Annotated in this window: 12 protein-coding genes and 1 tRNA gene; 7 read left to right on the forward strand and 6 right to left on the reverse strand. The window is 71.2% G+C overall.

From position 1 onward, the window contains the following. Positions 1–57: 57 nt before the first annotated feature. From ACIQM4_RS14595 to ACIQM4_RS14605, 3 genes are all read left to right on the forward strand, one after another. Complete coding sequence (locus ACIQM4_RS14595) at positions 58–573, forward strand: hypothetical protein (RefSeq protein WP_401590925.1); 516 nt, start codon at positions 58–60, stop codon at positions 571–573. A 54-nt stretch (positions 574–627) separates the two neighbouring features. Next, positions 628–2,064 carry a flotillin family protein gene (locus tag ACIQM4_RS14600; protein WP_401590928.1) on the forward strand — a complete coding sequence of 479 codons (1,437 nt, stop codon included), beginning with the start codon at positions 628–630 and terminating at the stop codon, positions 2,062–2,064. Between the two features lie 166 nt (positions 2,065–2,230). After that, positions 2,231–3,400 (forward strand): ADP-ribosylglycohydrolase family protein, encoded by a 1,170-nt coding sequence (locus ACIQM4_RS14605; RefSeq protein ID WP_401590931.1) that lies wholly within the window; start codon positions 2,231–2,233, stop codon positions 3,398–3,400. 104 nt (positions 3,401–3,504) lie between these two features. Here ACIQM4_RS14605 and ACIQM4_RS14610 read toward each other — a convergent pair whose 3' ends face one another. Continuing rightward, positions 3,505–4,296 carry an SDR family oxidoreductase gene (locus ACIQM4_RS14610; protein ID WP_401590933.1) on the reverse strand — a complete coding sequence of 264 codons (792 nt, stop codon included), beginning with the start codon at positions 4,294–4,296 and terminating at the stop codon, positions 3,505–3,507. Between the two features lie 80 nt (positions 4,297–4,376). On the opposite strand from ACIQM4_RS14610, the gene ACIQM4_RS14615 reads away from it, so the two are divergent. Further along, entirely contained in the window at positions 4,377–5,216 is an 840-nt protein-coding gene (locus tag ACIQM4_RS14615) for a hypothetical protein (RefSeq protein WP_401590936.1), read from the forward strand. Positions 5,217–5,409: 193 nt separating this feature from the next. Here the strand turns inward: ACIQM4_RS14615 and ACIQM4_RS14620 are convergent, their stop codons facing one another. From ACIQM4_RS14620 to ACIQM4_RS14630, 3 genes are all read right to left on the reverse strand, one after another. After that, positions 5,410–5,616 carry a DUF397 domain-containing protein gene (locus tag ACIQM4_RS14620; RefSeq protein WP_401590938.1) on the reverse strand — a complete coding sequence of 69 codons (207 nt, stop codon included), beginning with the start codon at positions 5,614–5,616 and terminating at the stop codon, positions 5,410–5,412. Between the two features lie 249 nt (positions 5,617–5,865). Next, positions 5,866–6,729, reverse strand: a complete 864-nt coding sequence (locus ACIQM4_RS14625) for a helix-turn-helix domain-containing protein (RefSeq protein WP_401590941.1) — start codon at positions 6,727–6,729, stop codon at positions 5,866–5,868. Between the two features lie 336 nt (positions 6,730–7,065). After that, positions 7,066–7,833, reverse strand: a complete 768-nt coding sequence (locus tag ACIQM4_RS14630; RefSeq protein ID WP_401590944.1) for a GPP34 family phosphoprotein — start codon at positions 7,831–7,833, stop codon at positions 7,066–7,068. Between the two features lie 204 nt (positions 7,834–8,037). On the opposite strand from ACIQM4_RS14630, the gene ACIQM4_RS14635 reads away from it, so the two are divergent. From ACIQM4_RS14635 to ACIQM4_RS14645, 3 genes are all read left to right on the forward strand, one after another. Continuing rightward, positions 8,038–10,863: a serine hydrolase gene (locus tag ACIQM4_RS14635; protein WP_401590947.1), complete on the forward strand. Its 2,826-nt coding sequence runs from the start codon at positions 8,038–8,040 to the stop codon at positions 10,861–10,863. A gap of 411 nt (positions 10,864–11,274) precedes the next feature. Continuing rightward, positions 11,275–11,478 (forward strand): cold-shock protein, encoded by a 204-nt coding sequence (locus ACIQM4_RS14640; RefSeq protein WP_189825182.1) that lies wholly within the window; start codon positions 11,275–11,277, stop codon positions 11,476–11,478. Between the two features lie 237 nt (positions 11,479–11,715). Continuing rightward, positions 11,716–13,308, forward strand: a complete 1,593-nt coding sequence (locus ACIQM4_RS14645) for a DEAD/DEAH box helicase (protein WP_401590951.1) — start codon at positions 11,716–11,718, stop codon at positions 13,306–13,308. 127 nt (positions 13,309–13,435) lie between these two features. Here ACIQM4_RS14645 and ACIQM4_RS14650 read toward each other — a convergent pair. Further along, positions 13,436–13,508 (reverse strand) — tRNA-Arg (locus tag ACIQM4_RS14650). A gap of 88 nt (positions 13,509–13,596) precedes the next feature. Then, positions 13,597–14,988, reverse strand: coding sequence for a M6 family metalloprotease domain-containing protein (locus ACIQM4_RS14655; protein ID WP_401590953.1), 1,392 nt, complete (start codon positions 14,986–14,988; stop codon positions 13,597–13,599). Between the last annotated feature and the right edge of the window lie 261 nt (positions 14,989–15,249).

The raw sequence follows: 15,249 nt of genomic DNA on the forward strand, positions 1-15,249 counted from the left end.
GGGTTCGGACAGGTCAGTGAAGTCGGCGGATCGGCGTTCCTGGGGGAAGGGGCAGACATGACCTTGTTTCTCGGTCTCGGCATCGCGGGACTGGTGGTGCTGCTCCTCGCGCTGATCTTCGACGGGCTGCTGGAGGCCGTCTTCGGCGGATTCTCCGCCCTGGAGGGGCTGTTCGACGGATTGCTCTCGCTGCCGGCCGTCGCCGGATTCACGGCGATGCTCGGTTTCGCCGGGGCGATCACGCTGGGCACGACCGGGTTCGGTGCCGGTGCCGCCACGGGGGTGGGCATCGTCGCCGGGCTCGTGGCCGGCTGGCTGACCATGCGGTTCACCCGTGTGCTGATGAGGGACCAGACCGACGCGACACCGCGCGGCGAGGACCTGATCGGGAGCGCGGGGTCGGTGGTCACGGCGATACCGGCCGAGGGGTACGGCGAGGTGCTGCTCCGTCTCGGCGGCCAGCCGGTGAAGTACGCGGCGAAGAGCGCGACACCACTGGCCCGGGGGGCGGACGTGTGGGTCGAGGCCAGTCTCTCCTCGACGTCCGTCGCCGTCCGCCCTGTCGAACGCTGACAGCCGCCCGCTGACCGTCACGTAACGCACCACCCACTTCTCGGGGGAACGCCCATGAGTCCAGTCGTCATCGCCGTCGTCGGAGTCGTCGTACTCCTCGTCCTGCTCGCCCTCGTCGTCGTCTCGCGCTACAAGGTGGCCGGGCCGAGCGAGGCGTTCATCATCACCGGCAGGCGCGGCAAGAAGTCCACCGACCCGGTCACCGGCCGGATCAGCACCGACAACAGCGGACAGAAGGTCGTGGTCGGCGGCGGCGTCTTCGTCGTCCCCTTCGTCCAGCAGAAGTCCACCCTCGACCTGTCCAGCAGGCAGATCCCCATCGCCGTGCGCGGCGCGGTCACCCTGCGCGGGGTGAAGGCCAACCTCGAAGGCGTCGCGATCGTCAAGGTCGGCGGCAACGAGGACGCGATCAGGGCCGCGGCCCAGCGCTTCCTCCAGCAGCAGGGCTCCATCGTGAGCTTCACGCAGGAGGTGCTGTCCGGCGCGCTGCGCGCCATCGTCGGCCGGATGTCGGTCGAGGACATCATCAGGGACCGGGCCGCGTTCGCGGGCCAGGTCGCGGAGGAGGCCGAGGCCAGCCTGTCCGGGCAGGGCCTGGTGCTGGACGCCTTCCAGATCCACGACATCACCACCGAGGGCTCCTACCTGGAGGACCTGGGCAGGCCCGAGGCGGCCCGTGCCCGCCAGGAGGCGGACATCGCCGAGGCGATCGCCAAGCGGGCCTCCGAGCAGGCCAGGCTGAAGGCCGCCGAGGAGATCGCCGTCGCGGAGCGGACGTTCTACCTCAAGCAGGCGGAGATCCGGGTGGAGACCGAGGGCGCCGCCGCCAAGGCGAACGCGGCGGGGCCGCTGGCCGAGGCGGCACGCCAGCAGGAGGTCCTCTCCGAGCAGGAGAAGGTCGCCCAGCGGCAGGCCGCGCTGACCGACCGCGAGCTGGACACCAAGGTCCGCAAGCCCGCGGACGCCGCCCGCTACCAGGCCGAGCAGGAGGCCGAGGCGCGCAGGATCAGCCAGGTCAAGGAGGCCGAGGCGGACGCCGAGCGCTCCAGGCTCACCGGTGAGGGCGAGAGGCTGCGCCGTGCCGCGCTCGCCGCGGCCGTCCGGGTCGAGGGCGAGTCGGAGGCCGCCGCGATCGCCGCGAAGGGGGCGGCGGAGGCCGAGGCCATGCGGAAGAAGGCCGACGCGTTCGCGCTGTACGGTGACGCGGCCGTCATCCAGATGCTGGTCGAGGCACTGCCGCAGGTCGTCGCCAAGGCCGCCGAGCCGCTCAGCGCCATCGACAAGATGACGGTGATCTCCACGGACGGCGCCTCGCAGCTCTCGCGCACCGTCACGGACAACGTCGCCCAGGGCATGGAACTCCTCAGCTCCACCACGGGCGTCGACCTGACCGCCCTGCTCAAGGGCATCGCACAGAAGGGGGCCAAGTCCACCACCCAGGTCCCCGACCAGGGCACGGCCGCGAACGGGCAGATTCCGATCACGGACTGAACCGGATTCGGGTCACGGACTGAAACAGATTCGGGTCACTGACTGAATCGGCCGGAGAATCGGAGTGAGGCACTCCGATTTACTCAACCCAACTGCACAGAACTGACCGGGTTGTGGCTTTTCTGAACCTGAAAGGCCACAACCCGATCTACTACTGTGTCCCGCCATGAGCAGTACAGCCGCCACCGCCGCCGCGACCGGTGTCTGGGGCCGCGCCGAGCAGCAGGACTTCCGCAGCAGGGTGCGCGGCGCACTGCTGGGCGGCGCGCTCGGCGACACCCTCGGAGCAGCCGTCGACACCCTCCCGCTCGCGGCGATACGGGAGGCCCACGGCCCGGCCGGGGTCATCGACCTGCTGCCGGTACCGGGCGCGGCGCCGGGTGCGGCGCCGGACGCCGCGCGGGCCTGGGCGCGCGGGACGGTCACCGCCACCACCCAGCTCACCCTGTTCACCGTCGACGGCCTGATCCGCGCCCAGGTCCGCCGGGACACCGGCGCCTGGCACCCGCCGACCGACGTGCACCGCGCCTATCTGCGCTGGGTCGCCACCCAGTACGACTGGGGCCCCGACGAGCGCCGCGCCGACAACGGCTGGCTGGCCCGCGAGGAATGGCTGTACGCCAGGCGCTCTCCCGGCCGTGCCTGCCTCACCGCGCTCCGCGACCCCGGCATGGGCACCCTCGCGCAGCCCAGGAACCCGGAGGCCACCGACCCGGGGGCCCTCGCCAGGTCCGCACCGTTCGGCCTGCTGGTCGGCTGGGAGCCCCAGCTCGTCTTCCAGCTCGCCGTCGAGTGCGCGGCCCAGACCCACGGACACCCCGCCTCCTGTCTGGCCTCGGGGGCGCTGGCCGTCGTCGTGCACGGCCTGACCAGGGGGGAGGGTCTGGACGGCGCCGTGCAGCGCGCCCTCGCGCAGCTCGCGGCCCGCCCCGGCCACCAAGGCGTCACCGACGCGCTGCAGGCCGCGCTCGGCGGCGTACGGCAGGGCATGCCCGCCCCGGAGCGGGTCGAGGCGCTGGGGGACGCACGGACGCCCGAGGGGGCCCTCGCGGTCGCCGTGTACTGCGCGCTGGTCGGCGAGGACGTCCGGCACGGGCTGCGGCTGGCCGTCAACCACAGCGGGTCCTCCGCCGTCACCGGCGCGCTGTGCGGGGCGCTGCTCGGGGCGATGCACGGCGAGACGGCGCTGCCGCCGGGCTGGCTCGCCGAGCTGGAGGGCCGGCCCACCGTCCTCGCGCTCGCCGACGACTTCGCGATGGAGATGACCCAGGGCCCGGCCCTGCACGGCCCGACCTCCAGCGCCCCGGGCTGGCTGGCACGCTACCCACGGGGGTGAGGGGGCGGCCGTACGGCGTGCGGGTGCCTCGATGCCGGCTGCGCGGTCCGCCGCGCCCCTGCCGCACGGACGGCGCGCGAAAGCCCCGGCCCCCATCCGGCCCCTCACCGCATCAGCTCACCCGCGTTCACCAGCAGCTGCTGGCCGGTGATGGCCCGTGACCGGTCCGAGGTGAAGAAGAGGACCGCGTCCGCCACGTCCCCGTCCGTCGCCAGCTCGGGCAGCGCCATGCGGGCGGTCAGGCGCCCCCGTACCTCCGCCTCCGGCACGTTCTCCGTCTGCGCCGCATACGCCACGTACCCCTGCACGGGTGGGCCCCACATCCACCCCGGCAGCACCGTGTTGACCCTGATCCGGTGCGGGCCGAGCTCCCGGGCCAGGGCGTACGAGGCCGAGGTCAGCGCGCCCTTGGACGCCGCGTACGCCGCCTGCTCGACCTCCGTCGGTGCGGCCACCGCCGACTGGGTTCCGATGATCACGACCGAGCCGCCGCGCTCCTTCAGGGCCGGCAGGCAGGCCCGGGTCATCCGCAGGGTGCCGAGCAGATTGACGTCCAGGACCTGCTGCCACGCGGCGAAGTCGGCGGACTCCAGACCGCCGAAGTAGGTGTCGTACGCGGCCACATGGACGACGGCGTCGATCCGGCCGAAGCGTTTCACCGCGTGTGCGGCGAGGGCGGCGCAGCTGCGTTCGTCGGTGATGTCCGTGGGCAGCCAGGCCGTCCGGGAACCCTCCGGGTCGATCTCGGCGGCGCACTTGGCGAGATTGGCCTCGGTGCGGGCGCCCAGCACCGCGTTGCCGCCGTCGCGGATCACGGCGGCGGCGACCTGATGGCCGAGTCCCGCGCCGACACCGGACACCACGACGGTCCTGCCCTCGATGAGATCGCTGCGCACCTGGTTTCCCCCTGGCTCTGGCCGATTTCCTGACGGGCCGTCAGAGTAGGTCTGTCGCAAGCCACTTGGAAGGGGCAGGGATGAGCGAGGACACCCGGAGCGGTACGTACGCGGAGCTGGCGGCGGTCGGCCCCTACGGGGTGCGCCCCGGCCACGCGCTGATCACCATGGTCGAGCCCCACCCCGGCCAGGAGTACGCGTACAACCGCTGGTACGAGGACGACCACTTCATGGCCGGCGCGATGGCGATGCCCTGGATGTACGCCGGTCGCCGCTGGGTGGCCACCCGGGACCTCCAGCTCCTGCGCCACCCGGCCACCTCGGCCGTCGCCGACCCGGTCACCGCGGGCTGCTACCTCAGCACGTACTGGATCACCGAGGGCCGCTACGACGAGCACATGAAGTGGACGGTGGCCATCAACAAGCGCCTCAACAGGGACGGTCGTGTGCACCAGGCCCGTACCCACGTCTTCACCGCCTTCCAGGACCACGAGGCGACCGTCTACCGGGACGGAGCGGCGGGCCCCCGCGACTTCCACGCCCTGGACCACCCCTACCGGGGGCTCGTCCTGGAGGTGATCGACGCCCGGGACGCCGAGCAGCGCGCGGAGTTGCTGGAGTGGCTGCGCTCCTCGCACCTGCCCAAGCAGCTTGCGGGCTCCTCCGCCGCCATGGTCACCGTCTTCCGGCCGACACCGCTGCCCGGGGACCGGATGACGTACGTCAAGCAGGTCGAGGGGGTGGACACCCGGTTGACGCTGCTGTGGTTCCTGGAGGAGGACCCGCGCGAGAGGTGGCAGGAACGCTTCGGCGGGCTCGGCGACGCGGTCGCGGAGGCGGGACTGGGACGGGTGGAGCTGGTGGCGCCGTTCGTGCCGACGGTGGTGGGCACCGACCGTTACGTCGACGAGCTGCGCTGAGGGGGCGGCAGCCTGGACCGCCGTTGGCGGGAGCCGGGAGCGCGGGAGCCGGCGGTCGAGGACCGGTGGCCGAGGGCCGGGGGCCGGGAGCCGGAAATGCGAGGAGCCCCCTCGGCCAGGACGGCGGGCCGGACGAGAGGGCTCAGTGCGTGTTGCTCAGTGCGTGTCGCTCGGTGCGTGTTGCTCGCGCCTGTCAGCGGCCGAGGGTTCCCTGGCCGACCTCGGAGACGAACGACGTCCACGCGCCGGGGGCGAAGGACAGAGAAGGCCCCTCGGGAGCCTTCGAGTCCCGTACGTCGATGGCTTGGACCGCGGGGGACTTCACCTCCACGCAAGCTCCGTTGCCACCGGAGTACGAGGACTTCGTCCACTCGGCCGTCGCGCCCTTGAGAATTGCCATGTTCGTGTCGCCTCCACCAGTCGTTCCGTCGTTCACTGTGACTGCCAACGGTCTTGCTTGGCGTGATCGACGCTACGCCGGAACTCACCTGCCCAGGGCGGCCGTTCACTCGACCGGATGGCATATACCGATGGGTCTTCCACTGCTGTGGCGCGACGGTGTACGGTACGCGACTCCAGAGGGATCTCCAGGGCGATCCGGTCGCCGCCGGGCCCCGGGAGCCGTGCCGGGCGGCCTGGCGTCACCAGGTCACGAGGCTGCGTAACCCTTCGCGATCTCGTCGATGTACTCCTGGGAGTCCTCCGCGCTCAGCGCCTTGGCCCGCAGATGTTCGTACATCACCGTGTACTTCTGGACGTCGGCCGTCTTCTCCAGGTAGAGGTCGCTCGTCACGCCCTCGATGTAGACCACGCTGGAGTCGGTGGTCTCCGGGAACTCCAGGATCGCGTAGTGCCCGCTCAGGCCCGTGTGTGCGCCCGCCTTGAACGGCAGCACCTGCACCGTCACGTGCGGCAGCCGGGCCAGCTCCTGCAGGTACTCCAGCTGTGCCAGCATCAGGTGCCGGTCACCGACCATCCGTCGCAGCGCCGCCTCGTCGACGACCGCCCACAGCCGCAGCGGGGCCGCGGCGGTGGTGACGCGCTCCTGCCGGCGCAGCCGCACGCCGACGCGCTTGGCCCACTCCTCGGGGGTGCTCTCGGGCAGCGCGCCGGAGATGACCGCTTCCGCGTACTGCGGGGTCTGCAACAGGCCCGGCACGACCTGGGGTTCGTACACGCGCAGGCTCTCGGCGTCGGTCTCCAGGCCGATGTAGACGCTGTACGGGATGTCACCGAAGGCGTGCCACCAGCCCTGCTGGCGCGAGTCCTTGGCCATCTGCATCAGCGACTCGACGACCCGGGGGTCCTCCACCTCGTACACCCCGCAGAGGTCACGGACGTCGCGCGGACTGATGCTGCGGCGGCCGTTCTCCAGCCGGCTGATCTTGGACTGCGAGACCAGCAGCTTCTCGGCCACGCCCTCGGCGGTGAGGCCCTTGGTCTCGCGGAGCCGACGCAGCTCCTGGCCCAGTCGACGTCGCCTGACGGTGGGATTGATGTTGGGGGACGCCACGGGAACTGCACCTCCGGCTGCGTGCTGCGCGTATCTACTGTTCAGCAGCCTGCCACCAACTGGCCGGATCGCGCTGGCGAATGGCGACACAGGGTGCTGCGACGAGTACGCATCCGTACGGACGCGGTCGCATCGACGGCGGTGCTGGTGGCGCTGCCGGTGACGGTGGTGTCGGTGGTGTCGGTGGTGACGCACGAGTACGCGCGGGGCGGCGGCCCGGCCCTCGTCCGGACGGCCGGTCCACTGCCCCGCGCGTTGTTGCGGCTCCCGAACCGGGTCTTGGGGACGTCGGTGCGGCGGCTTACTCGGGTGGTGCGGTCGTGCACTCCTGCGGTGTCAGTGCGCCGCGGCTCGGGCCATGCTGCCGCGGTGCGGCTGCGTGGTGATCGACGCCGACGCGGACTGGCGTACTACGCCACCGCCGCCGCCCGGGTTGCCCGGGACCGCGGCTGTGCCGGGTGCTGCACGGCGTGGCTGAGCGGCCACACCGTTCTGGACGTCCATCACGGCGTGTGCCACGAGTCCGCCCATGGGGTCGTGCCGAATCAGGTCCCGGAGACGGGACCTGGACGACCGGCCCTCGTTGCCGGGATACAAATGCTTGCCGAGGCCGACCGCGTGGGCCAGTGCGGCGAGCGCCGCGGTCCGCGGGTCCGGCGGTACGCCGGTGCGGATCGCACTGTCCAGCCGGGCACGGATGTCCCGGCTGATTGCCGTGTCGGTCGCCTGGTAGCGAGTCGTCGGCAGCACCCCGCACATCTGGCCCGACACGGCATGCACCATGCCGCACCGCTCCAGGTGCGCGAGATAGATCTGGCGCAGCCCCAGTCGGGGCCCGCCGATCCAGTGGACCGCCCGGACCGGGCTGCCGCGACGGCGCAGCAGTTCCAGTGCGGAGTCCAGTGTCGGATCTCCGGTCGGCCGTGGCATCACCACGGCGATACGATCCCCGTCAGGGGCTATCCGTCCTGCCAGAGCCAGCTCCACTAGCTGTGCCCCGGCCAGGCCGAGGTCGAGCGACTGCGGCTGCGCTGTGGTACCCGTTGCCGGGTCCAGAGCGAGCAACAGAAGCTCCTCCGGAATTGTTCTGCGGCTCCTGCCCATCCATGCCTCCCCGCGTGGATGAATGACAGGGTGACCCCTCTCACATTCATCTGTCGAGGGTGCCTGGTCGCTTCGTACGGGAACCAGTAGGTATGTCGTTCTCGTCTAGCACGTGGGTGCGGGTTCCGTAGCGGGACACTGGTCCATGGATCGGACAGGCGGGGGATAACCCCGCTACGACCTTTTTGCGTTGAGGAGGCATCGGTGGCGGGCGAGTCCCCCGGCAAGTCGGAGCAGCGGAAGTCGTCGGGGGAGACGGCTGAGAGCGAACGCGATCCCCGGCTCGCGGTCTTCCGCGAGAGGGCGCGGGAGGCGGCGGACCCGGCCGCGGAGCCGGAACCGGAGCGGAACTCTGCTCCGGGGGCGGCGGACGAGGGCGAGGGTGCCGCTGACGAGGGTGCCGCTGACGAGGGTGCCGGAGCGGGGGCCGACTCCGGGGCGGCGTCCGACGACGCCCCGAAGGCGGAGGACTCGCGTCTGCGGGCGGCGGTGGCGGCCTGGGTGGCCACGACCGAGGAGCCGGCGGAACCGTCCGCGGAGCCGGTCGGGGACGCGGGTGGGGACATCGGTGCGGGTGCTGCCACCGGTGTACGTGCGGCCGGCACGGGTGCGGTTACCGGCACGGGTGCTGCTGCCGACACCGAGTCGCGTGCCGAGGCGGAGTTGGATGCCGAGGCGGCGGACGACGAGGTCGTAGACGGCGAGGTCGTGGACGGCGAGGTCGCAGACGACGAGTCGGTGTCGGGCGAGGGGTCTGTCGCGGGCGGCGATGCCGGGCGCGGGGAAGACGCCGTGCACGTCGACGATCCCGCTTCGGCGGGGACGGACGCGGCTGACGTGGCTGCGGCTGACGTGGATGCGGGTGGCTCGGGTGCGGGTGGCTCGGCTGCGGCTGGTTCGGGTGCGACGGGTTCGGCCGTTACGGTCGCGGCCGTTTCCGGCTCGGCCGCGACCGGATCGGACGCCGCTGCGAGCGATGCCACCGACGCGGAGGCCGCTGACGAGGCGATCACCACCGGGGCCGCTACCGGTACGGACGCCAAGCCTCACACGCACGACACGCCCGAGGCGGTCGCCAAGCCTGACGCGGACATCAAGCCCGACGCGGACGGGAAGCTCGACGCGGACGCCAAGCCGCACACGCACGTCACGCCTGAGGCGGACGCTGAGCCCGACGCGGACGCCAAGTTCGACGTGAACGCCAAGCCTGACGCGGACGCGGACGCAGACGCCAAGGCCGCCGCGGTCGGTGCCGGCACCGACGAGAGTGGCGAGAACGACGCCGCCCCCGTCGCGGACGACGGCGACACCGAGGCCGAGGCCGACGCCGACCCCGACGACGGCAAGGGCGTGGATCAGGCCACCGCCGTCTTCAGGACGACACCGCGTCCGGCGCGTCAGACCGACCAGCCGACGGCGATGCTGAAGCTGCCGCCCACGGAGCCCAAGGGCGGTTCCCGAAGCGGGCAGGACGTCAAGGGCCGCCAGGGCCCCCGGACCGACCGGCCCGAGTCGGACGCCGAGCGGACCAGCACTTTCGTACCGCTGAAGCCGGACGGCGCAAGGCCTGTTGGGCCGCCGCGCACGCCCGGACAGGGCGCGGGCCGGCCAGGTTCGCGCCCGGGGCAGTCCGGCCGCGCCGGTGGGCCCGCGTGGGCCGCCGGACCGCAGCCCGCCCCTGCGGCGGCGGCCACATCCGCCCTGCCCGAGGCCGAGCTGACCAAGCAGCAGCCGGTGCCGCCGAAGCCGCCGCTCGACCTGCTCGCCGAGCTGACGAACAAGCCCGCGCCGCCGGAAACGCCGGTACGGACGACCGTGCGCCGGTTCAAGATCTGGACGCCGCTGGTCCTGCTCCTGCTGGTCATCTTCGCGGTGGTGCAGTTCGTGCGCCCGCTGCCGGAGGCGAAACTGGCGCTGAGCGCGACGCCGACGTTCACCTTCGACGGCGGCAGGACCGAGATGCCGTGGCCCGGCGAGGGCCAGTCGGCGATCGAGGTCGACGGCGTCGGCAGCATGGGCACGGAGGGACCGCAGAAGCCCGCGCCCATCGCGAGCATGGCCAAGGTCATGACGGCGTACGTGATCCTCAAGGACCACCCGATCACGGGCAAGGAGAACGGCCCGAGGATAAAGGTGGACCAGCAGGGCGAGGACGACGGGAACAAGGGCGACGAGTCCACGGCGAAGATCAAGGCGGGCCAGGAGTACACGCAGCGCCAGATGCTGCAGATGCTGATGATCCCGTCCGGTAACAACGTGGCCCGTCTGCTGGGCCGTTGGGACGCGGGGTCGGAGGACAAGTTCCTCGAGAAGATGAACACGGCCGCCAAGGACCTCGGCATGACCAACACCAAGTACACCGACTCCAGCGGCTTCGACAAGGGCACGGTCAGCACGCCGGTCGACCAGATCAGGCTCGGCCGGGCGGTGATGAAGAACGACATCTTCCGCAAGATCGTCGACATGCCCGACGTCGAGGTCCCCGGACTGCCGGAGCGGATCTACAACAACAACAAGATCCTGCTCAAGCCGGGTGTGAACGGCATCAAGACGGGTTCGACGACCCCGGCCGGCGGCAACCTGCTCTTCACCGCGAGCACGATCGTGGACGGCAAGGAGCGCCGGATCATCGGCGCGGTGATGAACCAGACCACCGGCACCGTGCTCAACGACCGGCTCGACAAGGCGATCTTCGACAGCCTGAAGCTCATCGAGAAGGCCCAGGCCGCCGTCACGTCGGCCACGGTGGTCAAGAAGGGTGATGTCGTCGGGTACGTGGACGACGGGCTCGGCGGCCGTACGCCGGTCGTGGCCACGAAGGACCTCAAGGCGGTGGGCTGGCCGGGTCTGAAGGTGGACCTGGCGATCGGCGGGGCGCCGGGCAAGCCGGTGCCGCACACCGGGAAGGCGGGCGACGTGGTCGGCGAGGTGACGGCCGGGGCGGGCCCCGGAAAGGTCTCGGCGCCGGTGGCGCTCCAGTCCCCCCTGGCCGAACCCGGCTTCGGCGCGAAGCTGACCCGGGTCGGCTGAGGACCACTCACCGGGGGCGGGGCGGGGGAGCAGGCCCCGCCCCGGCAGTCCCCACAGCCCCGGCAGTCCCTGCACCCCCCGTGCGGAGCAAGAAGATGCTGCTCGGGACGGTTGGTTCCCGCCCGGCGGGGGTACATTCCCACCGGCGCTCTGCGGGCGAGATGCGATGAGATGCGACACGAATATGTGCCGTGCCGAAATGCTCGCGGCATGCTACGGTTATTCGCAGTTGCAGTTGTGGTTCCCGAAAAGACTTACAAGTGCTCTCCTCGGATTCGTTACCTTCGCATCCGTTGGGCGCACTTTTCTTTTGTATTTCCGGTGCTTTTCTCCCGGACGGGGTCATCATCGCGCGACGTGGGACATGCACAGTGTGTGTTCCCCGGGTTTTTACCCCGAAGGAGATTTGACATGGCTACTGGCACCGTGAAGTGGTTCAACTCGGAAAAGGGCTTCGGCTTCATTGAGCAGGACGGCGGCGGCGCCGACGTCTTCGCCCACTACTCGAACATCGCCACCTCCGGCTTCCGTGAGCTCCAGGAAGGCCAGAAGGTGAACTTCGACGTCACGCAGGGCCAGAAGGGCCCGCAGGCGGAGAACATCGTTCCCGCCTGATCACTGATCACCGGCTTCGTGCCTGATCAGCGGTGACAAGCGCGGCTGGGACCTGCACCCTGGGTGCAGGTCCCAGCCCGTTTTTGCGTGTCACGGGGAATATGACGGGTCCGTTCGTTGTTAAGACGAGCCGGACCTACTTTTTGTTTTTAGTTGACTTCGGCTCGTTCTTGAAATGCGGCCCCGCCGAGGGCGCCGGGATTTCCTCGATACGTGCCGGTATCGAGAGGACTCCTAGTGAGTACGAACTACGCCCGCTTCGGCGGCAATCGTGACACCAGTGCCGGAAAGAAGTCCGGCGGCGGCTCGGGGAACGGCAGCCGCAGCGGTGCCCGCACGGCCGGCACCGGCGGCAACCGAACCGGCGCGGGCCGCACCGGTGGCAGCAACAACAGCGGCGGTGGCGGCCGGTCCCGCAGGCCGGTGACGCTGAAGGGCGAGTTCGCCCTCCCGGTCACGGTCACCCCCGCACTGCCCCCGGTCACGGCCTTCGCCGAACTGGACATGCCGTCCTCCGTGCAGAGCACGCTGGTCGCCGAGGGGGTCACCGAGCCCTTCCCGATCCAGGCGGCGACCCTGCCCAACGCACTCGCGGGGCGCGATGTGCTCGGCCGTGGCCGCACCGGTTCGGGCAAGACACTCGCCTTCGGCCTGGCACTGCTCACCCGTACGGCCGCCTACGGCAGGCGGGCGCAGCCCAAGCTGCCGCTCGCGCTCGTGCTCGTACCGACGCGGGAACTCGCGCAGCAGGTCACGGACGCGCTCACGCCGTACGCCAAGGCGCTGAACCTCAGTGTGGCCACCGTCGTCGGCGGCATGTCGATCGGCCGGCAGTCGTCCGCGCTGCGGCGCGGCTCGGACGTCGTGGTGGCCACCCCTGGCCGGCTCAAGGACCTGATCGAGCGCCGGGACTGCCGCCTCGACCAGGTGCGGATCACGGTCCTCGACGAGGCGGACCAGATGGGTGACATGGGCTTCATGCCGGACGTCACCGAGCTGTTGCAGCAGGTCAGGGAGGACGGGCAGACGATGCTCTTCTCCGCGACCCTCGACCGCAACGTCGACAAGCTGGTGCGTACCTTCCTGACCGACCCGGTCGTGCACTCCGTCGACCCGTCGGCGGGCGCCGTCACCACGATGGAGCACCACGTCCTTGAGGTGCACGGCGCGGACAAGCACGCGACGACGATCGAGATCGCGGCCAGGGACGGACGGGTGCTGATGTTCCTGGACACCAAGCACGCGGTGGACCGGCTCACCAAGGACCTCCAGGACGCCGGGGTACGCGCGGCGGCCCTGCACGGCGGCAAGTCGCAGCCGCTGCGCACGCGCACGCTCGACCGGTTCAAGAACGGCGGGATCAGCGTGCTGGTCGCCACGAACGTCGCCGCGCGCGGGATCCACATCGACAACCTCGACCTGGTGGTGAACGTCGACCCGCCGACCGACCCCAAGGACTACCTGCACCGCGGCGGCCGTACCGCGCGGGCCGGGGAGTCCGGCAAGGTCGTCACCCTGGTCACCCCCGGCCAGCGGCGCGACATGCACCGGCTGATGCGCGAGGCGGGGATCAACCCGCAGACCGCCGCCGTGCGTTCGGGCGACGCCGAGCTGAGCCGGATCACCGGCGCCCAGGCCCCCTCGGGCGTGCCGGTCAGGCCCGAGCCCGCCGACCGCCCGCGCACGGGCGGGACCGCCACGGGCGACGCCGACCAGGGCAGGGGCCGGCCCGGCCGCTCCCGGCGCTCGCCCGCGCCGTCGCGCGGACGCCGCGAGTCCGCGGAGCTGGCCGCCGCGCGCAAGGCGGCGGCGGTGCGCAGGGCGTCCTGACCGGACGGCCGATCGCGGTTCCGAGGGACCTGTGAACCTGAACCCATCCGCCCCCGAACGCCGAAGGGCCCTTCCGCTCGACTGCGCGGAAGGGCCCTTCGACGTCACTGACCTGCTACTTCACAAGTGCCCCCGGCAGGATTCGAACCTGCGACACCAGCTTTAGGAGAGCTGTGCTCTATCCCCTGAGCTACGGAGGCGACACTGCCCCTGGGGGCAGCTCAGGACAGGTTAGCGGATGGACGGCGCGGCTCGCTCGAAGGGGGAGCGGTGGGGTGCGGGCGGGGGTCAGCGGCGGGTGATGCGGATGCGGTGGTTGCCGGCGTCGTCGGCGTCCAGAACGTCGACGCGGATGCCGGTGCGGCGGTCCTTGAAGGACGTGCCGGGAGTGAAGGGGGCGTCGGAGAGTTCCAGGTGGACGTTGGGGCGGCGGGTGCAGCCCCCGCTCTCGCGCTCGCTGTCGGCGACGGTGATGGGGCCGTTGCCGGTGTCCACGTCCGCGTCGACGCGGTAGACCAGGACGCCGGGCTTGCAGACCGCGTCGTCGTTGCCGCCGGGGGTACGCACCTCGACCGCGTAGCCGGTCTTCTCGGACACGGGGACGAAAGCGAGCTTCCGCTTGTCGGACCGGGAGGACAGCGGGGCGAGCGTGAACTCGGTCTTGCCCGCGAGGGAGGCGCAGCCGATCTGGTGGCTGTCCAGCCAGCCGAGCTTCCACTTGTGCCAGCCGAGGAGGTCGTTGTTGGCCCCCCAGTCCTCGGACATGATGTCCCAGTGCCCGACGGCGGCGCCGCCGTCCGTGGTGTACAGGTCGGGCAGCCCGAAGACGTGGCCGTTCTCGTGCGGCAGTACGCGAAAACCCGTCTCCGCGTACGAACCGGAACCGTCGTCCTGCCGGCTGTAGACGAACGACGTGTTGGCGAGCGGGACACCGTCGGCGACCGGGGCCTCCTGGTTGCCCGAGAAGGTGACGGACAGCACGGTGTCCAGGGCGGAGGGGCCCGCGTTCGGGGTCATCAGGATGTTCACCAGGTCGTACGAGGAGAAGTCGACCTTGGGGTCGGCGGTGGTGACGATGTCCTGGACGAGCCGTTGGTAGCCCGGCTCGAAGGGGGCGCCCCGCTCGATCCCGTACTCGGCGAACGGCAGTGGCATCCGGAGCCAGCTGGTGACGGGGGCCTCGGGGATGTACCGCAGCCGTCCGTAGCTGCTGGTGTCGAACCAGGCGGCGGTCTGCGGGGCGAACTCCTGGAAGCGGTCGAGGGCGCGGCCCTTGCCGCGTGCGTCCGAGAAGTCGATCATCAGGTTGAGGGCGCGGACCTCGCCGGTCGAGCGCGTGTAGCCGGGCGCGGTGGGCATTCCCTCCGACATCTGGACGCCATGGGCACCCGATATCCGGCAGGGCTGGACCGCTGCCTCGGCGGCCTCCCGTGAACCGGGCGGCCCCGCGGGCTCCGGAGTGCCGCGGACCTGGGCCCGGGTGTCGGCCACGGCCTGGGGGCGGAGGGTGCCGCCGGGTCCTGCGGACGCGTGCCCGGGGGTACCGACGGGCGTGCCCACCGAGGTCACCGCGGTGAGGGCGAGGGCCGCGGCCGCGGTGAAGGTCAGGGTGCGGCGCGGGGCGCGGGAGCGCGAGTGGCGGCCGCCGGCTATGCCGGGGCGGGGGCGCGGCTGCTGCATGGGAATCGCCTTCCGCTCCATGCAGCCCTGCCCGTTCTGTCCCGGACAGTCCCGACTGCTCCTGTTCGCCCACCCTCCGGTGAGGTGGCCGGAGGCGCTCGCTGGGTGGGCCGATGGTGGGGCGGCTTGTGATTCAGGTCACATGGCTCCGCGAAATAACTGGGGATGCCGTCCCCGTTTACACCTGTGTCCGTACGAAGTGGGGAAGCTGTCCCCGCTTCGGAACAGTGGGGAAGCCGTCCCCGCATCCGAACACCGAGG

The sequence above is a fragment of the Streptomyces sp. NPDC091272 genome (assembly GCF_044757485.1).
Lineage (GTDB): Bacteria > Actinomycetota > Actinomycetes > Streptomycetales > Streptomycetaceae > Streptomyces.